This window comes from Arthrobacter zhaoguopingii (assembly GCF_009828595.1).
GTDB classification, from domain to species: domain Bacteria; phylum Actinomycetota; class Actinomycetes; order Actinomycetales; family Micrococcaceae; genus Arthrobacter_D; species Arthrobacter_D zhaoguopingii.
Window position 1 is genome coordinate 111,529 of the sequence record NZ_WPNY01000007.1, and the last position, 19,813, is coordinate 131,341.

A 19,813-nucleotide genomic window follows, 5' to 3' on the forward strand; every position below is an offset into this window, starting at 1 on the left:
GACCACTGTGTCAGCGCCCCTACCTATCACCCTCATCGTCGATGGCGAAGAGAACCAGGTGACCGCGGGCACGACCGGTGCCGATCTCTTCCGGGAACGCCGCGACGTCGTCGTGGTCCGGGTCGACGGTGAACTGAAGGACCTCGACCAGCCGCTGCCCGAGGGCGCGCAGGTCGAGGCCGTCACGATGGAGTCGCCCGAGGGCCTCCAGGTGCTGCGGCACTCGGCCACCCACGTGCTCGCCCAGGCGGTGCAGCAGCTGCGTCCCGGTGCCCGGCTCGGCATCGGGCCCTACATCACCGACGGCTTCTACTACGACTTCGACGTCGACGAGCCGTTCACCCCCGACGAGTTGAAGCAGCTCGAGAAGATGATGCAGAAGATCGTCAACGCGAACCAGCTCTTCGTGCGCCGCGAGGTGTCCGAGGATGAGGCGCGTCTGGCCATGGCCGACGAACCCTACAAACTCGAACTGATCGGGCTCAAGGGTGATGCCTCCGACGAGGAGGGCGCCTCCGTGGAGGTCGGCGCCGGCGGGCTGTCGATCTACGGCAATGTCGATCGGAAGTCCGGCGACGTTATCTGGGAGGACCTGTGCCGTGGTCCCCACCTGCCCAACACCAAGCTGATCTCCAACGCCTTCGCGCTGACCCGCTCCGCGGCCGCGTACTGGCGCGGCAGCGAGAAGAACAAGCAGCTGCAGCGGATTTACGGCACCGCCTGGCCCACCAAGGAGGACCTGGTGGCCTACCGGGAGCGCCTGGCCGAGGCCGAGCGCCGCGACCACCGCCGCCTCGGCACCGAGCTCGACCTCTTCTCCTTCCCGGACGAGCTCGGCTCGGGGCTGCCCGTGTTCCACCCCAAGGGCGGCGTCATCCGCAAGGCGATGGAGGACTACTCCCGCCAGCGGCACACCGAGGCCGGGTACGAGTTCGTTTACACCCCGCACATCACCAAGGGCCACCTCTACGAGGTGTCGGGCCACCTCGACTGGTACCGGGACGGCATGTTCCCCCCGATGCACGTTGACTCGGAGCTCAATGAGGACGGTTCGGTGCGCAAGCCCGGGCAGGACTACTACCTCAAGCCGATGAACTGCCCCATGCACAACCTGATCTACAAGTCGCGCGGGCGTTCCTACCGGGAACTGCCGCTGCGGCTCTTCGAATTCGGTTCGGTGTACCGGTACGAGAAGTCAGGCGTCATCCACGGCCTCACCCGGGTCCGCGGCATGACCCAGGACGACGCCCACATCTACTGCACGCGCGAGCAGATGAAGGAGGAGCTCACCGGGACGCTGAACTTCGTCCTGGGGCTCCTCAAGGACTACGGGCTCGATGACTTCTACCTTGAGCTCTCCACCCGGAACGAGGAGAAGTCCGTCGGTGCCGACGACATCTGGGAGGAAGCGACCCGCACCCTCGCCGAGGTGGCCGAGGAGTCCGGCCTCGAGCTGGTTCCCGACCCGGGGGGAGCCGCGTTCTACGGCCCCAAGATCTCCGTCCAGGCCAAGGACGCCATCGGCCGCACCTGGCAGATGTCGACCATCCAGCTCGACTTCAACCTGCCCGAGCGCTTTGAGATGGAGTACCAGGCCGCCGACGGCACCCGCCAGCGCCCCGTGATGATCCACCGCGCCCTGTTCGGCTCGATCGAGCGGTTCATGGGCGTGCTCACCGAGCACTACGCTGGTGCCTTCCCTGCCTGGCTCGCACCGGTGCAGGTCCTCGCCGTCCCCGTGGCGGAGGCATTCAACGACTACCTGTACGACGTCGTCGACCGGCTTAAGGCCGAAGGCATCCGCGCCCAGGTCGACGCCGGCACGGACAGGTTCCCCAAGAAAATCCGCACGGCGAGCAAGGAGAAGGTGCCCTTCGTCCTGATCGCCGGCGGCGAGGACCAGGAGGCCGGCGCCGTCTCGTTCCGCTTCCGCGACGGAAGCCAGGAGAATCAGGTGCCCGTCGAGGATGCCGTGAAGCGCATCGTCGATGCGGTCCGGACCCGGGATAAGTCTCTCTGATGGAGCGGACCCCAGACGCCGGAATGGACTATCCCGGGGACGCGGCGGCGACGGATGACTTCCAGCTCGCCGGGGTGCCCGATGCCTTCCAGCGCCTGTGGACCCCGCACCGCCTCGCCTACATCAAGGGTGGCCAGGACCAGGTCACCGGCGAGAACGACTGCCCGTTCTGCGTGGCTCCGACCCGCAGCGACGAGGAGTCTCTGATCGTCCACCGGGGCGAGCATTGCTACGTGGTGCTCAATCTCTACCCCTACAATCCCGGCCACCTCCTGGTGGTTCCCTACCGCCACCTTCCCGACTACACCGATATCGACGGGGCCGAGACGGCGGAGTTCGCCGACCTGACCCAGACAGCGATGCGGGTGCTTCGGACGGTGTCCAACCCCACCGGCTTCAACATCGGCATGAACCAGGGCCGCACCGGGGGTGCGGGCATCGCGGCGCACCTGCACCAGCACGTCGTCCCCCGCTGGGGCGGGGACGGGAACTTCCTGCCCATCATCGCCCAGACCAAGGCGGTGACGCAGACCCTGGACGAGGTGCGCCGGCAGGTGGCCGAGGGCTGGCCCGCCTCCGGGGCCGCCGCGGGTGCGCGGAATGCCAATGCTGCGGAAGGGCGTGCCTGAACCATGCTCAACAAGTACGCGAGGACATTTTTTACGACCCTGTTCACCCCGCTGGCTGCGCTGCTGCTGCGGTGGGGGGTCAGCCCTGACGCCGTGACCATCGCCGGCACGGCGGGCGTCGCCGTCGGCGCGCTGGTCTTCTACCCGCAGGGCGAGCTCTTCTGGGGCACGCTGTTCATCACCGCGTTTGTCTTCTCCGACGTGATCGACGGCATCATGGCCCGGCTGCGGGGACCGGGCGGCCCCTGGGGGAGCTTCCTCGATTCCACCCTCGACCGGGTGGCCGACGGTGCAGTGTTCGCGGGCCTGGCCGTTTGGTACTTCACCGGCGGGGACTCAGTCCCGACGGCGGTCGCGGCCCTGCTGTGCCTCGTCCTCGGAATGCTCGTCTCCTATGCCCGGGCCAAGGCCGAGGCGCTCGGCTTCGACGCCAGTGTCGGCATCGCCGAACGCGCCGAGCGGCTCGTGTCGGTGCTCGTCACCGCAGGACTGACCGGCCTGGGCCTGCCGGGGGAGTTCCTCCTCGGCGTCCTGGTCCTGCTTGCCCTTGCGAGTATGGTCACCGTGTTTCAGCGGGTCGCCGCCGTGCGGCGCCAGTCGATGGACCCCCGCCCGGCCGGGCAGGGCTGAACCCGGTGCCTTCCAACGGCCGTACCGCCCTGTGAGCGTGCCGCCGGCCGCCGCGCCCGCCCCGCTGCGGGCCCTGCTGATCGTCAACCCGACCTCCGGCCGCGGCCGGAGCCTGAGATTTCGGGCCCGGGTCCGGAGTGCCCTGGCCGCGCAGGGCTATGACGTCGTCGAGCATGTGACCGAAGGGCTGGCCGACGCCCGCGCGGCCGCCGCCACCGCCGGCCCGGGCACGCTCGTCGCCTCCCTCGGCGGTGACGGGCTGCACGGGGCCGTCGCCGCCGGCGTCCGGGGCACCTCCGCGGTGCTGCTGACCCTTGGCGGCGGGCGGGGCAACGACACGGTCCGCCGGCTCGGGCTGCCGGTCAACCCCGTCAGGGCCGTCCGCTCGGTGCCGGCCCTGACGGTGCGCCCCCTCGATCTCGGTTGTGTGAACGGGGTGCCGTTCCTCGGCGTCGCCCACATCGGGTTCGACGGCTTCGCCGCGGAACTGGCCAACGCCGCCCGGGTCGGACTGGGCCCCCTGAGCTACCTCGCCGGGGGAGTGCGGGCACTTCTCACCTGGAAGGGCGTCGGGTTCGTCGTCGAGGTCGACGGCGACCGGGAGGAGTTTCCCGGCTGGTTCGTCGCCGTCGGCAATGTCGGCCAGTACGGCGGCGGCATCCGCATCGCCCCCGACGCCGTCGCTGACGACGGCCTACTCGACGTCGTCCGGCTGCGCGGCGGCGGCAGGGTCCGCCTCGCCTCCGTGTTCCTCTGCGCCTTCCGCGGCGCCCACGTCACCCAGCCGGGCGTCGCCTCCTCCCGGGGCCGGCGGATTCGGCTGACCGCGGCGCCGGGCCTGAACGTCTACGCCGACGGGGAACTGGTCGGGCCCGCCCCCGCCGAGGTCACGCTGCTTCCCTCGGCCGTGCTGGTCATGGTGCCGCGCTCCTCCCCGGCGCTTCGGGAAAACTCGGCGGCGGCACCCGGGCGCCCGCGCGCCGGCGCGGGAGGGTAGCCTCCCTTTCCAGACGGCGCGCCGAACCAGCGGAAGGGGCCGGAACGGGCAGCGGTGCGCCGGCCCGTCCGGGCGTATTATGGGATGCGTTACCTTTTACCAATCTTTAGGGGCTTTCTGTGTCCACCGTTGACGACAATTCAACAACCGCCGCTTCGACCGGCGGCAGCCGCGTCAAGCGCGGAATGGCTGAAATGCTGAAGGGCGGCGTGATTATGGACGTCGTCACGCCGGAGCAGGCCCGGATCGCCGAAGATGCCGGCGCGGTGGCTGTCATGGCCCTCGAGCGGGTTCCGGCCGACATTCGCGCCCAGGGCGGGGTCTCGCGCATGAGCGACCCCGACATGATCGACGGCATCATCGACGCCGTGTCCATCCCGGTGATGGCCAAGGCACGGATCGGGCACTTCGTCGAGGCGCAGGTGCTGCAGTCGCTCGGCGTCGACTACATCGACGAGTCCGAGGTGCTGACCCCGGCGGACTACGCCAACCACATCGACAAGTGGAAGTTCACGGTGCCCTTCGTCTGCGGCGCCACGAACCTGGGGGAGGCGCTGCGCCGCCTCAACGAGGGTGCGGCAATGATCCGGTCCAAGGGCGAGGCCGGCACCGGCGACGTCTCCAACGCGACGATGCACATGCGCAAGATCCGCTCGGAGATCGCCCGGCTCTCCTCAATGGCCGAGGACGAACTCTACGTCGCCGCCAAGGAACTGCAGGCGCCCTACGAGCTGGTCAAGGAGGTCGCCCGGGAGGGCCGCCTGCCGGTGGTGCTCTTCACCGCCGGCGGCATTGCAACCCCCGCCGACGCCGCCATGATGATGCAGCTCGGCGCCGACGGCGTGTTCGTCGGTTCGGGCATCTTCAAGGCCGGGAACCCCGCCGAGAGGGCCGCCGCCATCGTCAAGGCGACGACCTTCCACGACGACCCCGACATGGTCGCCAAGGTCTCCCGCGGCCTGGGTGAAGCCATGGTCGGCATCAACGTCGACGAGCTGCCGCAGCCGCACCGCCTCGCCGAGCGCGGCTGGTAGCCACCGGCGCAGCAGGCTCAAGGCACAAAAGAAGGGGCACCGCCACCAGGCGGTGCCCCTTCTGCGTTCCCTCTGGGGGCGGGTGGGTCAGTGCCGGCCGCGGCCGAGGTCGCCGTCGGCCTCGATCTGCTCCTTACGGACCTCCTCGTTGACCGTGTGCTGCTCGGTCACTGTCTCCTTGTCGAGGCGGACCCGTTCGACCGGAACGGCTTCCTTCTCCACGACGGGCCGCTCCTCGTGCAGGACGACCTCGTGCTCCTCTTCGCTGATGGCCGGACCGGCCATTGCGGCATCGCGGTTGGCATCGGTGATCGGCTCACGCTCGAGGCGGACCTCTTCGCGCGACACCGGAACCGTCTGGGACACGTTCTCGGAGACGACGAACTTGCGCAGGCGCACCCGGCCGGCTTCGCGCGACTCGGTGCCCACGCGCAGCTGCTCCTCCGAGCGGGTCATCGCCTCGTCGGTGGTGGGGCCGGAGGTGTCGTGGCCGACGGCTTCACGGCCGGTGGTGGTGCCGGTGGTGTCGTAGTCGGCGCCGCGGGTCCCGTCGGAGCCGCCGTTGAGGCTGTAGTGCCGGTAGAGGCGGTCCTCCTCCTCGGGGCTCAGGTGGCCGTCCTTCTCCACCTTGGGAGCGTCCTTGACGAGGTCCTTGGAGTAGGGGACGCGGACGTCGTTGCCGTCAACCGATGCGGCCTGGAGCGGAACGAAGGACTCGGAGGTGCCGAACAGGCCGGTGTTGACCGTGACCCAGCTGGGCTGCCCGGTCTCGTCATCGACATACAGCTGGCCGATCGAGCCGAGCTTGCTGCCGTCATTGGTGTACACGTTTCCGCGGCCGGCGGCCAGGTCGTTCAGGTTTTCCTGGGAAATCATGTTTCTCCTTGGTGTTCACGAAGGTGTTCACTGGCTCCGCCGCGGTGGGCGGCGCCGTAGTGGAGGTCATGGGCGCGGGGCCCCGGGCTGCTTGCACCGCCCACTCTAGGGGCCCCGGAAATAATTGGCAAGCCTGCTTACTACTAGGCGATCTAGCGGTAGAATACTGGCGTTGAAACGGCGATCGGCACCCTGCGTCCCGGACGGATCTACCCGCATCCACCGCAACGTTCGAGGAGAGTTTCATGGCACAGCACAACACTTCCGGGCCGAGTACGCCGGAGGGTAGACGTGACGAGATCGCCGCCGAGGAACGGCGGCAGTTCGGCGGAATGAAGTTCGGCTCGGCATTCTTCGGCTGGATGACGGCCACGGGCATCGCGGTGGTCCTGACCGCACTTCTCGGCGCCGTCGCCGGCAGCCAGTTCAACGTCCTCGGGGGCCTTAACGGCTTCCCCCGCATCCCCGTCAATGAGGGTGCGCTGACCACCGGTGGGATCATCGCCCTCGTCATTGCCGTCATCGTCCCTCTGATCGGGGCCGTGCTCGGCGGCAAGGCCGGGATGCGTTTCCGCGGCAAGGTCGACCAGGTCGACGCGAACTCTGCGGCCGGCCTGAACGTTTAGCTGACACGGCCGGTGGCAGCTCCGCCGGATCGAGGCACTCCGGCAGGCCGGTGAAGCAGCAGCAGGCTAACACTTTGGAGGATTTGAATGGCGCGGTTCGCGGGACGGACTCGACCCCGGGGCGCAAAACGCGTGGCCGGGCTGGTCGTGGGCTGGCTCCTCGTGGCCATTGGGCTCGCGGCCCTCGTCCTCCCCGGCCCCGGGCTGCTGGCACTCGTTGCCGGCCTCACCATGCTCGCCCAGCAGTACGAATGGGCCCGCCGGTGGCTGCAGCCGGTCAAGACCCGGGCCTTCGCGGCCGCCGCCCGAGGCGTTCGGACCCGGCGCAACATCGCGCTCAGCTTCGCCGCCGCCCTGGTGCTGGCCCTCGTCGGCGTGCTCTGGTGCATCAAGCCGGCCGCACCCGGCTGGTGGCCGCTTGAAGCGCAGTGGTGGCTACCCGGCGGTTGGAGCGTCGGCTCGGGGCTGATTCTGTCGGCACTGCTCGCGGCGGCGTTCATCGCCTACAGCATCCGGCGGTTCCGTCCCCGCAGTGCCCCGGACGCCGCCTAGGGTCGCCGTCCGCCCTGCCGTCCGGAGCTTAGAGTGCCATCCACAGTGTCTTGCCCCGGCCCACGAGGTCGAAACCCCGGGCCGCGAAGAACTCCGACCCCGAGGGCGCCGCATTGACCGCCAGATGCCGGGCCCCGGATGCGGCCGCCGCCTTGGCAGCGCGGCTCAGCAACGCGGTGCCGAGGCCGCGGTGGCGGTACTCCGGCAGGACCTCGAGGGAGAAGATCCCGCCGAGACCCCGGAGCCCCGGGACCCCCGAGGGGTAGAACGCGTACGCCGCGCCGACGACGTTCCCGCCGGCCCTCGTCTCGGCGTGCCAGGCCTGCCGGGGCTGGGACCGTACCACCCGCAGTTCCCGGGCCAGCGGCCCGAGATACTCAGGCACCTCCGTCGACAGTTCGGCGGCGCCGTCCTCATAGGCGGCCGGTACCCCGACGGGCGCGGCCATCCACCACGGCTGCCACCCCGGCGAGAACCCCAGTGACGACAGGGCGCTGCTGCGCACCGCGCCGTTCAGCCAGACGCCCACCGTCTTCGCTCCCAACCTGCTGCCCTCGGCGAGGCCCGGGCGGATGCCGGCCAGCGAGACCTCCTCCGGGAACAGGAGCAGAAGCTGCGACCGCGCCGGAAGCCACGCCCACGTGCACCCGTGGGTGGAGAAGGTCTTTCCGCCGGTGGCGGTGGCAAGCGCCGCGAACCAGGCGGTGTGCAGGCGCTGGACCTGGGCAATTGTGACCATCCGGGCTCAGGCCAGGCCCCGCCGCTTCAGCAGCGGCTCCAGTTCGGCATCCCGGCCCCGGAAGTTGCGGAACGCCTGAAGCGGGTCGATGCTGTTACCGCGTGAGAGCAGCTCGGTGCGGAAGGTGTCGCCGTTGGCCCGGGTGAGCCCTCCTGAGGATCGAAACCACTCGACGGTGTCGGCGTCGAGGACCTCACTCCAGATATAGGCGTAGTAGGCGGCGGCATAGCCGCCGGCGAAGATGTGCTTAAAATAGCCGGTCCGGTAGCGCGGGGGAACCAGTGCGAAGTCGACGCCGGCCTCCTGAAGCGCCCGCTGCTCGAAGGCCGACGGGTCCTCAACGGTGGTGCCGGGCGGCAGGGAGTGCCAGGCCAGATCGAGCAGGGTCGCCCCGAGGTACTCGGTGGTAGCGAAGCCTTCGCCCCACGTCGACGCCGCCGTGACGCGGTCGATGACCTCCTGCGGGAGGGCCTCCCCGGTCTCATGGTGGCGGGCGTAGTTCGCCACGACCTCGGGCCACAGCATCCACATCTCGTTGACCTGCGATGGATATTCGACGAAGTCACGCGGAACGCTGGTGCCCGAAAAGGTGGGGTAGGTGACGTTGGAGAACAGGCCGTGCAGGGCGTGTCCGAATTCGTGGAAGGCGGTGACCACCTCGTCGAAGCTGAGCAGCGTCGGCTCCCCGGGCGGGGGCTTGGGAATGTTCAGGTTGTTCACCACGACCGCGCGGGTGCCCTGGAGCGCGGACTGGTCAACGAAGGAGTTCATCCAGGCGCCCCCGTTCTTCGTGTCGCGCGTGTAGTAGTCGCCGAGGAACAGGCCCAGCCCGGATCCGTCCTCGTTGAAGACCTCCCACACCTGCACCTCGGGGTGGTAGCCGGTGAGGTCGGGTCGTTCAGTGAAGCGCAGCCCGTACAGCTGCCCGGCCGCGAAGAAGATGCCGTCCTTCAGGACGCGGTTCAGCTCGAAGTAGGGCCGGAGCGCGGCGAGGTCGACGTCGTACTTCGAGCGCCGGACCCGCTCCGAGTGGAAGGCCCAGTCCCACGGCTCGAGCGGGTGCCCGGCGTCGGCCCCGAGCTCGGCCGCCTCCGCCCGGGCGTTGCGCACGGCGGGACCGGTGAGGGCGGCGAGGCGCTCCCGGATGGCCCCGAGCGAGGGTGCGGTCTGGTCGTCCGTGGCGGCCGCGGCGTACGTGTCGAAGCCCAGCAGGGCAGCGCGGTCGGCGCGCAGGGCCGCCATGCGTGCGGCCAGCTCCAGGGTGTTATCCGGGCCGTCGCTGAAGCCGCGGTTCACCGACAGTTCATACAGCCGCCGGCGCACCGCGCGGTCGGTCAGCAGCGCCATCGCCGGCTGGTTGGTGGGAAGGATCAGGGTGAGCAGGTACCTGCCGGGGTGGCCCGCCGCTTCGGCTGCCGCCGCGGCGGCGGCGATGTCATCGGCGGGGAGGCCGTCGAGCTCGGCCGCGGTGTCGAGCAGGAGCGCGGAGGCATTGGTGTCCCGCAGCAGCCGCTGCTGGTACTCGGTCGAGAGTTCGGACAGCTCTGCGTTCAGCGCCCGCAGCCGGGCCTGGGCGGCGTCGTCGAGTTCGGCGCCCGCGGCCGTGAACCGCCGAAGGTACTCGGCCAGCAACCGGGCCGGTTCGGCGTCGAGGCCGTCCGCCGGGACCGCCTTGAGGCGCTCGAAGAGGGCGCGGTTGAGGTGGATATTGTCCTGGTGCTCGGCAAGGCGCGGCGCGATGCGCGTCTCAATGTCCTGGATGGCGGCCGTGGAGTCGGCCGAGGAACGGTTATGGAAAGCGGCGGCCACCCGCTGCAGGACCTGCCCCGAACGCTCAAGGGCGGTGATGGTGTTCTCGAAATCCGCGGGTTCCGGGCTGGCGGTGATGGCCTCGATCTCGGCAAGCTGCTCCGCGAATCCCGCCTCGAAGGCCGGCAGGTAGTGGCCGTCCTCGATGCGGTCGAAGGGCGGCAGCTGGTAGGGGAGCGTGCTCGGCTCGAAGAAGGGGTTGCTCATAAGCCTTAACTTTTGCATGCCGCGCCACCGGCGGGGAACTGGTTCCCCTCCGGGGCCCGTACCGGCCGGTTCAGGACCGGATGACCAGCCCGGACCAGCCCGCTGAACTATCGGGCGGGGCCGGCACGAAGGTCAGTGCGGACCGAGGTCAGCGCGGGCGGCTGCCCGCCTGGCGCCGGGCGAGGTCGGCGAGGGTGTCGTCGACCTCGCCCGGCTCGAAGATCCCGTACTTCCGCTCGACCGCGGTCCGGATGAGGAAGTCCGCGATCGCCGGGTTCTTCGGGAGCAGCGAACCGTGGAGGTAGCTTGCCACCACGTTGTGGCGGCGCGCGCCCTCGTGGTTGTCCCGGGCGTTGTTGCCCTCGCCCTTGGTGACGGTGGCCAGCGGCGTCACTCCGGCGCCCAGGAAGGTCTGCCCGCTGTGGTTTTCGTACCCATGGATCTCGCCGAACTCCCCGCTGGTGGCGACGACGTTGCCGATGAGGCGCTCCTTTCCACCGTGGGTCTCAAGGTCAAGCACCCCGATGCCCGGGATCACCGTGCCGTCCACGGTCTTAAAGAACCTGCCGAACAGCTGGTAGAGCCCGCAGATGGCGAGCATGGGCTGTCCATCCTCGGCCAGCCCACGCAGGCGGGGCCCGATGGCCTGCAGGTCCTCCTGGATCACCAGCTGCCCGCTGTCCTGGCCGCCGCCGCCGATGATCAGGTCGGCGTCGTCGGGGAAGCTGTCTCCTGCGTTGTGTTCGGAGATGACGGCGTCGTACCCGTGCCAGGCCAGGCGCTGCTTGAGCACCAGGACGTTGCCCCAGTCGCCGTAGATGTTCATCTCCCGGGGGTACAGCTGCAGGATGGAAATCGTGCCCTTGGACATCAGGAAACCACCTCGACGGTCGTAATTTTGGCGAGTTCGCGCCGCACGGCGAGCATCGCCGTGTAAGTGCAGAAGATGCGCTTGGGCTGCCCGGGGCTGGCGGCGATGAACGCCTTGAGCGCCGCCGGGATCTCGGGCTCGATGCCGCGGACCTCGACGTCGTCGTATTTCAGGCGCAGCGCCATGTCGTAGGCGCGCACCCCGGTGACGTGGTCGACGCCCGCGGCGCGCAGCGAGTCGAAGTCAACGTCCCACAGCCACGACATGTCGCGGCCGTCGGCGTAGTTGTCGTTGATCGCGATCATCGTGGCAGTGCCGGCCGGATCGAAGGACTTCAGTCCGAGCCGGAAGCCGCTGGGGTTCTTCACGAGCACCAGTTCGAGGGGCTGGCCGTCAACGGTGACGCTCTCGCCGCGCCCAAAGGCCGGTTCGACGGCCGACAGCGAGGCGAACAGGGCATCCTGGTCGGCAGCCCCGCCAAGCACGGTGCGGGCCGCGGCCAGGGCAGCGGCCGCATTGAAGATGTTGTAGACCCCGCGCAGGCGCAGGTCGGCCGGCACCGATGTCCCGCCGACGCCGAACACCGCGCCGTTGCCTTCGACCTGCTCCAACACGACGTCGGCAGGGAGGTCGGAGGGCGCCGGAACGCCGGTGGCGCCGCGGAGTTCGTCGTCATTCGGGAAGGTGCTCCGCAGCGAGGGGTCGAGGCCGAAGTAGACCACGCCGGCGTCCCGCACCGTCGGCGCGAGGCCGGCCACGCGCGGGTCCTCGCGGTTGAGGATCACCGTGCCGGTGGTGGCGGCGGCGATCTTGCCCAGCAGGCGGGTGGTCGCGTCGATCTCACCGAACCGGTCGAGCTGGTCCCTCAGGACGTTCAGCAGCAGGGAGTACTTCGGGCGGACAAGGTTCACGAAGTGCACGGCGTGGGCCTCGTCGAGTTCAAGGACGGCGATGTCGGCATTCAGGCGTCCGCGCCAGTCCACCTCGCCCAGCAGGGCCGCAGCGACGCCCCGGGTGAAGTTGCTGCCGGTGCGGTTCGTGAAGACCTTCAGGCCCTGCCCCTCGAGCAGCTCAACGACCATCTTGGTGGTGGTGGTCTTTCCGTTGGTGCCGCTGACCACCATCACGCCGTGCTCAAGGGTGGACAGGGCCCTTCCCATGAAACCCGGGTCAAGGCGTTCCACCACAAGGCCCGGCAGTGCGGACCCGCCGCCGCGCAGCCTCGAGGCGCGGCGCACCGCTTTTCCAACCAGCACGCTCAGGGGATTCATGCCTTTAAACCTAGCGCAAGCACCGGAGGGAACCGGTCAGTGGGCCCGCGCCCGGCGCGGAATGGGACAACCTAGAATTGGACCATGGCCTCTTCCTCACCTTCGCCCTCCTCAGGCGTGCGCATCGGCGTGCTGGCCGTCCAGGGGGACGTGCGCGAACATATCCGAACCATCGAGTCGCTCGGCGGTACCGCCACCGCCGTCCGGCGGCCCTCCGAGCTGGAGGGGATCGACGGGATCATTCTTCCCGGCGGCGAATCCACGACGATCGACAAGCTCACCCGGGCCTTCGACCTCGCGGAACCGCTGCGCGCGCGGATTCTGGGCGGGCTGCCGGCCTACGGTTCCTGCGCCGGCATGATTATGCTCGCCGACGTCATCGCCGACCCCTCCACCGACCGCCAGGGCAACCCGCAGCAGACCCTGGGCGGGCTCGACATCGTGGTGCGGCGCAATGCCTTCGGCCGCCAGCGCGAATCCTTCGAGACCGACCTCGCCTTCACCGGGCTCGCCGACACCGCCGGCGCTGGCGGAGACGACCCGGTGCGGGCCGTGTTCATCCGCGCCCCCTGGGTGGAGAAGGTCGGGCCCTCGGTGGAGGTCCTCGCCGAGGTGCCGGCGCCCGCGACGCCCCCGCCCGGCGGGTCCGGCGACGGCGGCCCGGATAAGTCCGGGACGGTCGCTAGAATTGTGGCAGTGCGGTCGGGCAACCTGCTCGCGACGAGTTTCCACCCGGAAGTCACCGGCGAGCGGCGGGTCCACGAGTTGTTTATTCGAATGATCAGAGGAGAAGCGTAGGCATGTCGGGGCACTCTAAATGGGCTACAACCAAACATAAGAAGGCCGCGATCGACGCCAAGCGCGCGAAGTCCTTCGCCAAGCTGATCAAGAACATCGAGGTGGCGGCGCGGGCCGGGGGCGCGGACCTCGCCGGCAACCCGGGCCTTGAGCTCGCGGTGTCCAAGGCGAAGAAGACCTCGGTCCCGATCGACAACATCAACCGCGCCGTCAAGCGCGGCGCCGGGCTCCTCGGCGACGCCGTCGACTATCAGACCATCATGTACGAGGCGCGCGGGCCCCAGGGCTCGGCCCTGCTCATCGAGTGCCTCACCGACAACAAGAACCGGGCCGCCTCCGAGGTCCGCCTCGGCATCACCCGCAACGGCGGCAGCGTCGCCGATCCGGGGTCGGTCGCCTACCTGTTCACCCGCAAGGGCGTCGTCACCCTGCCCAAGAACGGCCTGTCCGAGGACGATGTCCTGATGGCGGTCCTCGATGCCGGCGCCGAGGAGGTCAAGGAGTCCGCCGACACCTTCGAGGTGGTCTCCGAACCCCAGGACCTGCGGGCCGTAGTGGCCGCGCTCGAGGAGAACGGCATCGAATACGACACGGACGAGGCTGAATTCGTCCCCTCGATGCAGGTCCAGCTCGACGTCGACGGCGCGAAGAAGTTCCTCAAGCTCGTTGACGCCCTCGAAGAGCTCGACGACGTGCAGAACGTCTACTCCAACGCCGACCTCTCCGAAGAGGTCCTCGCCGAACTCGAGACCGACGATTAGCAGCTGCCGGGAAGGCCTCGGGGAGGAGGCGCCGTGACGATCCGCGTTATGGGCATCGACCCCGGGCTGACCCGGTGCGGACTGGCCGTCGTCGACGTCGAACCGAACCGGCACTCGACGCTGGTCGCCGTGGGCGTGGTCGGCACGGAGGCCGGACGCAGCCTCGACCAGCGGCTTCTGGTCATCGCCGAGGCCGTCGATGAGTGGCTCGACCTTCACTCCCCTCATGTGCTGGCCGTCGAACGGGTCTTCAGCCAGCTCAATGTCAGCACCGTGATGGGAACCGCCCAGGCCTCCGGAGTGGTCATCGCCGCCGCGGCCCGGCGTGGAATCCCCGTTGCACTGCACACCCCCACCGAGGTCAAGGCCGCGGTGACCGGCAACGGGCAGTCCGACAAGGTGGCCGTCACCAAAATGGTCACCAAGATCCTGCGGCTCGACGCCCCGCCGCGGCCGGCCGACGCCGCCGACGCCCTGGCCCTGGCCATCACCCACGCCTGGCGCAGGGGGGTGGGCCTGCAGGGTGCGGCCGCCGCCGCCGGTGCGGGAGCCGCCACGCCTGCCCAGCGCATGTGGGCCGAGGCTGAGGCGAGGGCCCGGCGTCGCTGACTGGCACCGCGGAGGACCCGCCGGCCCACGGACGGACCGGTGTGGCGTTGCACGCCCGGGGCCCCGGACCGGTAACGTAATAGAAAGTATGTTCGGACGCTGGTTCGGGCGATCGATCCCAACACCTCTCTGGAGCTCCCCGACATGATCAGTTCCCTCCGCGGCACGGTGGCCTCCGTGGGCCTGCAGTCCGCCGTGCTCGACGTTCACGGTTTCGGCATGCAGGTCCAGGCGACGCCGCAGACCCTGGCCACGCTCCGGGTGGGCGGCGAGGCCCAGGTCTTCACCACGATGGTCGTACGCGAGGACTCGATGACCCTCTTCGGCTTCGAGGACGCCGAGCAGCGGGAGGTCTTCGACACGTTGCTGGCCATCAGCGGCGTCGGCCCGCGGCTCGCCCTGGCCGTGCTCGCCGTGCACACCCCCGAAGCCATCCGCATCGCCGCATCCTCCGGGGACGACAAGGCCTTCAGCAAGGTGCCCGGCATCGGGCCCAAAGGGGCGCGCAGGATCGTCCTCGAACTCGCCGGCAAGCTGGTGCCCCTCGAAGCGCCCGGCGTGCCGAAGAACACCTGGCAGGGCCAGGTGCTCACCGCCATGATCGGCCTTGGCTGGTCCGAGAAGGACGCCGGGGCCGCCATCGACGCCGCCACCGCCGAGGCGCCAGAGGTCGCGGCCACCGGCGACGTCGCCCAGATCCTCAAGCTCACCCTCCGCCGGCTCGGCTCCGACGGCGCGCGGAGCTCGGCCCGGGCGAAGAGCCTCTGATGGCACCCGCGCAGCAGCCCGGCGACGCTCCGCTGGTCGCGGCCGGCTCCGACCCCGAGGACCGCGCCGTCGAGGCTGCGCTCCGGCCGAAGAACCTCGACGACTTCGTCGGCCAGAAACGCGTGCGCCGGCAGCTGTCCCTCGTGCTCGAGGCCTCACGGCTCCGGGGCCGCAGCGCCGACCACGTGCTGCTCTCCGGCCCGCCCGGGCTGGGCAAGACCACGCTCGCCATGATCATCGCCGCCGAGATGAACGCCCCGCTGCGCATCTCCTCGGGCCCGGCGATCCAGCACGCCGGAGACCTCGCTGCGATCCTTTCCTCGCTCACCGAGGGCGAGGTGCTGTTCCTCGACGAAATCCACCGGATGTCCCGTCCGGCGGAGGAGATGCTCTACATGGCGATGGAGGACTTCCGCGTCGACATCGTCGTCGGCAAGGGCCCCGGCGCCACGGCCATCCCGCTTGACCTCCCCCCTTTCACCCTCGTCGGCGCCACCACCCGGGCCGGGCTGCTGCCCGGGCCGCTGCGCGACCGCTTCGGCTTCACCGGCCACCTCGAGTTCTACTCCACCGACGAGCTCGAACTGGTGCTGCGCCGCTCGGCCATGCTCATGGACATGAAGGTCAACTCGGCCGCCTTCGCCGAGATCGCCGGCCGCTCCCGGGGCACCCCGCGCATCGCGAACCGCCTGCTGCGCCGGGTGCGCGACTGGGCGCTCGTCCACGGCATCGACCTGATCGACGCCGGCAGCGCCGGGGCGGCCCTGGACATGTACGAGGTTGACGAGAAGGGCCTGGACCGGCTCGACCGCTCCGTGCTGACCGCCCTGATCACCAAGTTCAACGGCGGACCGGTGGGCCTGTCGACGCTCGCCATCGCCGTCGGGGAGGAACCGGAGACCGTCGAGACGGTCGCCGAGCCGTACCTGGTGCGCGAGGGCATGCTCGGGCGCACCCCGCGCGGCAGGATCGCCACTGCCGCGGCCTGGCACCACCTCGGGCTGGTGATGCCGCCCTCGGTGGCCGCAGCGATGCCCGAGGACCTCTTCACCGCCGCGCAGGAGGAGGAGGTTTCCGGCGGGGACCCGGCCGGGGACTGGATGACCTGACCCCGCCTGACCGGCCGGGGGCCGGTTTCCCTTTACACTGGGAGGACACGCGGCGTGAGCCGGCTGAATCTGCGCCGGCTGTGCCGACCCCAGTTATAGGAACGGAACTTTTCTGTGTTCGCAAACGTAGTAGCTTCGACCGCCACGGAAGCCGGCGATGCCGCCGGTTCTTCGTTCGACATCTTCAACCTGATCCTGCCGCTCGCGCTGGCGTTTCTGATCTTCTCCATGTTCCGCCGGCAGCGCAAGGCCAAGCAGCAGGTCACCGAGATGCGTTCGCAGATGGAGCCCGGCACCGAGGTGATGACCCAGTTCGGTCTCTTCGGGACCATCGTGTCGATCGATCAGGAGAACAACAAGGCCGTCATCGAACTCTCCCCGGGCAACACGGCCACCGTGCACACCCAGGCCCTGAGCAAGGTCGTCCGGCAGGAGCCGGCAGAGGACCTCGCTGACGAGCCCTCGGTTGCCGCGCCGGACACCATCGCCACCACCGGGGCCGCCGGCACCGGGGGAAGCACCGCCGCCGAAACCCCCGAGGAAACCGTGGCGCGCCTCAACCGCGAGAACAACAGGAACAACGACAACTAGCACGCGGCCCCGGCCCCGGGCAGTCCCGGCGGCCGGGTCCCACCGGCACGGCGCGGACACCGCGCTCCACTCCTAAGGACAATCGACAATGCCACGTACCGGCCCCGGCACGGCAGCCAAACGAACCCTCGTCTGGCTGGGCGTACTTCTTGCTCTGCTCGCCGCGCTGCTGGGCGCCGGCTCCGTCTGGAGCAACGCAAGCTGGACCCCGAAGCTCGCCCTCGACCTCGAGGGCGGCACGCAGCTGATCCTCTCGCCCAAGCTCCAGGGCGGCGGCTCCGAGATCAGCCCCGAACAGCTGAACCAGGCCGTGGAGATCATCCGCCAGCGGGTCGACGGCAGCGGCGTGGCAGAAGCCGAGATCTCCACCCAGTCCGGCCGGAACGTCATCGTCTCCCTCCCGGGGACCCCCGACTCCGAGACCCGTGAGCTGATCCGGGCCTCGGCGCAGCTTGAATTCCGCCCCGTGCTCGCGGGCGGACCGGGCCAGGCGCCCGCCGCGGAGACCCCCACGCCCGCCGACCAGCTGCCCAAGCCCACGGCCGAGCCCACCAACGCCAGCGACCCCAACTGGATCACCCCGGAGATCTTCACCGCGTTCGAGACCCTTGACTGCCTCGACCCCGCCGCGCTTGAGCCGAGGACCGAACCGGCTCCCGCCGACCAGCCGATGGTCGCCTGCGAGCCCGAAACCCAGGGCAAGTACATCCTGGGGCCAGTCGAGGTGCCCGGCACCGACATCGACGGCGCGACCCACGGGCTCGCCCGCGGCCAGCAGGGACAGTCCCTCAACAGCTGGGTCGTCAACATCGACTTCAACGACGACGCCACGAAGGTCTTCCGTGACGTCACCGAGCGGCTCTTCGCAATCGGCCAGGGCGACCCGCGCAACCAGTTCGCCATCGTCCTCGACGGCCGGATCGTGTCCGCCCCGACGACGAACGCCGTGATCCCCGACGGCAACCCGAGCATCAGCGGCAGCTTCACCGAGGAATCGGCCGCCACCCTCGCCGAGCAGCTGAAGTACGGCGCCCTGCCGATCAGTTTCGAGATCCAGAGCGAGCAGCAGATCTCCGCGACCCTCGGCGCCGACCAGCTGCGCCTTGGCCTTATCGCGGGCCTGATCGGCCTGGTGCTCGTGGCCGTTTACTCGATGTTCCAGTACCGTATGCTCGGCCTGGTCACCATCGCCTCGCTCGTCGTGGCCGGCGTGCTGACCTACCTGGCCATCGCGATCCTGGGCTGGACCGAGAACTATCGGCTGTCGCTGGCGGGTGTGGCGGGCCTGATCGTGGCCATCGGACAGACCGCCGACTCCTTCATCGTGTACTTCGAGCGGATCCGCGACGAACTGCGTGAGGGCAGGGGCATGATCTCCGCCGTGGAGAACGGGTGGCGCCGCGCGAAGCGGACGGTGCTCGCCTCCAAGGCGGTCAACCTCCTCGCCGCCCTTGTCCTCTACTTCGTGGCCGTTGGCAACGTCCGCGGCTTCGCCTTCACCCTGGGCCTCACGGCCATCGCGGACCTCATCGTCGTCTTCCTGTTCACCCACCCGGTCCTGCGCCTGCTGGCACGGACCCGGTTCTTCGGAGAGGGCCACAAGTGGTCCGGGCTGGACCCGGAACGGCTGGGCGTGGCGTCGCTCTACCGCGGAGCCGGACGCTTCCGCAGCCCCGCCGAGACGGCCGCCCGGCCGGCCGTGGCAGCCAAGACGAAGAACAAGGCGGCCGCCGGCGAGGCGGAACGCCGCATGACCATTGCCGAGCGTCGCATCGCGGAGCAGCAGAAGGCATTGGCCGGACGCGGCCCCGCCGAAGAGAAAGAAGAAAACCGATGAAGCGCAGCAGCTTCGCCGACTTCGGTAACGAGCTCTATTCCGGCAAGCGGTCCTACCCCTTCGTGGCCAAGCGGAAGCTCTGGTTCATCATCGCCGCAGCCGCCGTGCTCCTCTCCCTGATCATCCCGGTGGTCAAGGGTGGGTTCAACCTGGGCATCGACTTCCGCGGCGGCTCCGAGTTCACCGTCTCCGATACCGAAAACACCGACATTGCGGTGGGGGAGCAGGCGGTCACCGACGTCGTCCCCGGGGCCGTCCCGCGGGTCACCAACATCGCGGCCGAGACCATCCGTGTCCAGACCGAGCGGCTCAGCGACGACCAGACGCTGAGCGTGCGGGACAACCTCGTGGAAGCGTACGGCGTGGGGCCCGAACAGGTGACCTCGAGCTTCGTCGGGCCCACCTGGGGCGAGGACGTCAGCCGGCAGGCGCTGATCGGCCTGGTGGTGTTCGTCCTGCTGGCCGCGGTGCTCATGGCCCTGTACTTCCGCACCTGGAAGATGTCGCTGGCCGCCATGAGCGCCCTGGTGGTCGTCATGGTCGTGACCGCCGGCCTGTACTCGCTCAGCGACTTCGAGGTGACCCCCTCGGCGATCATCGGCTTCCTCACGATCCTCAGCTACGCCCTGTACGACACGGTGGTGGTGTTCGACAAGATCCGGGAGAACACCGCGGAGCTCTCCGTGACCTCCAAGCGCACCTTCGCCGAGCAGGTGAACCTCGCGGTCAACCAGACGCTGGTGCGCTCCATCAACACCTCGGTCGTGGCCGTGCTGCCGGTCGCCTCCATCCTGTTCATCGGCGCCTACCTCCTCGGCGCCGGAACGCTTCGGGACCTGTCCCTGGCGCTGTTCATCGGCATCATCCTGGGCACCCTGAGCACCATCTTCATCGCCGCGCCGATGTACGCGTGGCTGCGGCTGAATGAGCCGGAGATCAAGGAGCAGGAAAAGACAGTCCGGCAGCGGCGGGCCCTCGAGGCCGCAAACGCCTGATCCGGAGGTGCCGGCGGTGCAGCTCGTGCGCCGCCGGCACCGCTAGACTTAACGGTGTGCACTCCCGAAGGGCATGAGAGGTAG

20 protein-coding genes are annotated in these 19,813 nt (G+C 69.3%); 15 read left to right on the forward strand and 5 right to left on the reverse strand.

Annotation, left to right across the window (positions count from 1 at the left end):
• Positions 1-7 precede the first annotated feature (7 nt).
• The 5 genes from thrS to pdxS all read left to right on the forward strand — a co-directional run bounded on the left by thrS (position 8) and on the right by pdxS (position 5,310).
• Positions 8-2,020, forward strand: a complete 2,013-nt coding sequence (gene thrS / locus GVV86_RS10990; protein ID WP_159802830.1) for a threonine--tRNA ligase — start codon at positions 8-10, stop codon at positions 2,018-2,020.
• Positions 2,020-2,649: an HIT family protein gene (locus GVV86_RS10995; protein WP_159619204.1), complete on the forward strand. Its 630-nt coding sequence runs from the start codon at positions 2,020-2,022 to the stop codon at positions 2,647-2,649. The genes thrS and GVV86_RS10995 overlap by 1 nt, the downstream gene beginning before the upstream one ends.
• Before the next feature lie 3 nt (positions 2,650-2,652).
• Positions 2,653-3,279, forward strand: a complete 627-nt coding sequence (gene pgsA, locus GVV86_RS11000) for a phosphatidylinositol phosphate synthase (protein WP_159619203.1) — start codon at positions 2,653-2,655, stop codon at positions 3,277-3,279.
• Between the two features lie 31 nt (positions 3,280-3,310).
• Positions 3,311-4,276 carry a diacylglycerol/lipid kinase family protein gene (locus GVV86_RS11005; RefSeq protein WP_159619202.1) on the forward strand — a complete coding sequence of 322 codons (966 nt, stop codon included), beginning with the start codon at positions 3,311-3,313 and terminating at the stop codon, positions 4,274-4,276.
• Between the two features lie 119 nt (positions 4,277-4,395).
• Complete coding sequence (gene pdxS / locus GVV86_RS11010; protein WP_159619201.1) at positions 4,396-5,310, forward strand: pyridoxal 5'-phosphate synthase lyase subunit PdxS; 915 nt, start codon at positions 4,396-4,398, stop codon at positions 5,308-5,310.
• A gap of 87 nt (positions 5,311-5,397) precedes the next feature.
• Here pdxS and GVV86_RS11015 read toward each other — a convergent pair whose 3' ends face one another.
• Positions 5,398-6,186, reverse strand: coding sequence for a DUF2382 domain-containing protein (locus GVV86_RS11015; RefSeq protein ID WP_159619200.1), 789 nt, complete (start codon positions 6,184-6,186; stop codon positions 5,398-5,400).
• A gap of 245 nt (positions 6,187-6,431) precedes the next feature.
• On the opposite strand from GVV86_RS11015, the gene GVV86_RS11020 reads away from it, so the two are divergent.
• Positions 6,432-6,812, forward strand: coding sequence for a hypothetical protein (locus tag GVV86_RS11020; RefSeq protein ID WP_159802831.1), 381 nt, complete (start codon positions 6,432-6,434; stop codon positions 6,810-6,812).
• 87 nt (positions 6,813-6,899) lie between these two features.
• Positions 6,900-7,364 (forward strand): PGPGW domain-containing protein, encoded by a 465-nt coding sequence (locus tag GVV86_RS11025; RefSeq protein WP_159619198.1) that lies wholly within the window; start codon positions 6,900-6,902, stop codon positions 7,362-7,364.
• A 28-nt stretch (positions 7,365-7,392) separates the two neighbouring features.
• On the opposite strand, the gene GVV86_RS11030 is transcribed toward GVV86_RS11025, so the two are convergent.
• The 4 genes from GVV86_RS11030 to GVV86_RS11045 form a co-directional block, all read right to left on the reverse strand.
• Positions 7,393-8,103, reverse strand: coding sequence for a GNAT family N-acetyltransferase (locus GVV86_RS11030; protein ID WP_159802832.1), 711 nt, complete (start codon positions 8,101-8,103; stop codon positions 7,393-7,395).
• A gap of 6 nt (positions 8,104-8,109) precedes the next feature.
• On the reverse strand, positions 8,110-10,119 hold the full coding sequence (locus tag GVV86_RS11035) for a M3 family metallopeptidase (RefSeq protein ID WP_159802833.1): 2,010 nt from the start codon (positions 10,117-10,119) through the stop codon (positions 8,110-8,112).
• Between the two features lie 148 nt (positions 10,120-10,267).
• Positions 10,268-10,990: a type 1 glutamine amidotransferase gene (locus GVV86_RS11040; RefSeq protein ID WP_159802834.1), complete on the reverse strand. Its 723-nt coding sequence runs from the start codon at positions 10,988-10,990 to the stop codon at positions 10,268-10,270.
• Positions 10,990-12,261: a Mur ligase family protein gene (locus GVV86_RS11045; RefSeq protein ID WP_159802835.1), complete on the reverse strand. Its 1,272-nt coding sequence runs from the start codon at positions 12,259-12,261 to the stop codon at positions 10,990-10,992. Before GVV86_RS11045 ends, GVV86_RS11040 begins: the two co-directional genes overlap by 1 nt.
• A gap of 84 nt (positions 12,262-12,345) precedes the next feature.
• On the opposite strand from GVV86_RS11045, the gene pdxT reads away from it, so the two are divergent.
• The 8 genes from pdxT (at position 12,346) to secF (ending at position 19,729) form a co-directional block, all read left to right on the forward strand.
• A complete protein-coding gene (gene pdxT / locus GVV86_RS11050) occupies positions 12,346-13,059 on the forward strand; it encodes a pyridoxal 5'-phosphate synthase glutaminase subunit PdxT (RefSeq protein ID WP_159802836.1) in 714 nt (237 codons plus the stop codon).
• 2 nt (positions 13,060-13,061) lie between these two features.
• Positions 13,062-13,820 (forward strand): YebC/PmpR family DNA-binding transcriptional regulator, encoded by a 759-nt coding sequence (locus GVV86_RS11055; protein ID WP_159619192.1) that lies wholly within the window; start codon positions 13,062-13,064, stop codon positions 13,818-13,820.
• Between the two features lie 33 nt (positions 13,821-13,853).
• Positions 13,854-14,429 (forward strand): crossover junction endodeoxyribonuclease RuvC, encoded by a 576-nt coding sequence (gene ruvC / locus GVV86_RS11060; protein ID WP_159802837.1) that lies wholly within the window; start codon positions 13,854-13,856, stop codon positions 14,427-14,429.
• A gap of 144 nt (positions 14,430-14,573) precedes the next feature.
• Positions 14,574-15,197 carry a Holliday junction branch migration protein RuvA gene (gene ruvA / locus GVV86_RS11065; protein ID WP_159619190.1) on the forward strand — a complete coding sequence of 208 codons (624 nt, stop codon included), beginning with the start codon at positions 14,574-14,576 and terminating at the stop codon, positions 15,195-15,197.
• The gene (gene ruvB / locus GVV86_RS11070) at positions 15,197-16,306 is read left to right on the forward strand and encodes a Holliday junction branch migration DNA helicase RuvB (RefSeq protein ID WP_159802838.1); all 1,110 of its coding nucleotides are present in this window, start codon (positions 15,197-15,199) and stop codon (positions 16,304-16,306) included. The genes ruvA and ruvB overlap by 1 nt, the downstream gene beginning before the upstream one ends.
• 114 nt (positions 16,307-16,420) lie before the next feature.
• The gene (gene yajC / locus GVV86_RS11075; protein ID WP_246199818.1) at positions 16,421-16,897 is read left to right on the forward strand and encodes a preprotein translocase subunit YajC; all 477 of its coding nucleotides are present in this window, start codon (positions 16,421-16,423) and stop codon (positions 16,895-16,897) included.
• Between the two features lie 88 nt (positions 16,898-16,985).
• Positions 16,986-18,734 (forward strand): protein translocase subunit SecD, encoded by a 1,749-nt coding sequence (gene secD, locus GVV86_RS11080; RefSeq protein WP_159619188.1) that lies wholly within the window; start codon positions 16,986-16,988, stop codon positions 18,732-18,734.
• Positions 18,731-19,729: a protein translocase subunit SecF gene (gene secF, locus GVV86_RS11085; RefSeq protein ID WP_159619186.1), complete on the forward strand. Its 999-nt coding sequence runs from the start codon at positions 18,731-18,733 to the stop codon at positions 19,727-19,729. The genes secD and secF overlap by 4 nt, the downstream gene beginning before the upstream one ends.
• The last annotated feature ends 84 nt before the right edge of the window (positions 19,730-19,813 follow it).

Excerpts from the sequence above, each read along its gene's own strand:
- GVV86_RS10995 (WP_159619204.1), top strand. The coding sequence starts at position 2,020 with ATGGAGCGGACCCCAGACGCCGGAATGGACTATCCCGGGGACGCGGCG.
- pgsA (WP_159619203.1), top strand. The coding sequence starts at position 2,653 with ATGCTCAACAAGTACGCGAGGACATTTTTTACGACCCTGTTCACCCCG.
- GVV86_RS11015 (WP_159619200.1), bottom strand. The coding sequence starts at position 6,186 with ATGATTTCCCAGGAAAACCTGAACGACCTGGCCGCCGGCCGCGGAAAC.
- GVV86_RS11020 (WP_159802831.1), top strand. The coding sequence starts at position 6,432 with ATGGCACAGCACAACACTTCCGGGCCGAGTACGCCGGAGGGTAGACGT.
- GVV86_RS11025 (WP_159619198.1), top strand. The coding sequence starts at position 6,900 with ATGGCGCGGTTCGCGGGACGGACTCGACCCCGGGGCGCAAAACGCGTG.
- GVV86_RS11030 (WP_159802832.1), bottom strand. The coding sequence starts at position 8,103 with ATGGTCACAATTGCCCAGGTCCAGCGCCTGCACACCGCCTGGTTCGCG.
- GVV86_RS11035 (WP_159802833.1), bottom strand. The coding sequence starts at position 10,119 with ATGAGCAACCCCTTCTTCGAGCCGAGCACGCTCCCCTACCAGCTGCCG.
- GVV86_RS11040 (WP_159802834.1), bottom strand. The coding sequence starts at position 10,990 with ATGTCCAAGGGCACGATTTCCATCCTGCAGCTGTACCCCCGGGAGATG.
- GVV86_RS11045 (WP_159802835.1), bottom strand. The coding sequence starts at position 12,261 with ATGAATCCCCTGAGCGTGCTGGTTGGAAAAGCGGTGCGCCGCGCCTCG.
- pdxT (WP_159802836.1), top strand. The coding sequence starts at position 12,346 with ATGGCCTCTTCCTCACCTTCGCCCTCCTCAGGCGTGCGCATCGGCGTG.
- GVV86_RS11055 (WP_159619192.1), top strand. The coding sequence starts at position 13,062 with ATGTCGGGGCACTCTAAATGGGCTACAACCAAACATAAGAAGGCCGCG.
- ruvA (WP_159619190.1), top strand. The coding sequence starts at position 14,574 with ATGATCAGTTCCCTCCGCGGCACGGTGGCCTCCGTGGGCCTGCAGTCC.
- ruvB (WP_159802838.1), top strand. The coding sequence starts at position 15,197 with ATGGCACCCGCGCAGCAGCCCGGCGACGCTCCGCTGGTCGCGGCCGGC.
- secD (WP_159619188.1), top strand. The coding sequence starts at position 16,986 with ATGCCACGTACCGGCCCCGGCACGGCAGCCAAACGAACCCTCGTCTGG.
- secF (WP_159619186.1), top strand. The coding sequence starts at position 18,731 with ATGAAGCGCAGCAGCTTCGCCGACTTCGGTAACGAGCTCTATTCCGGC.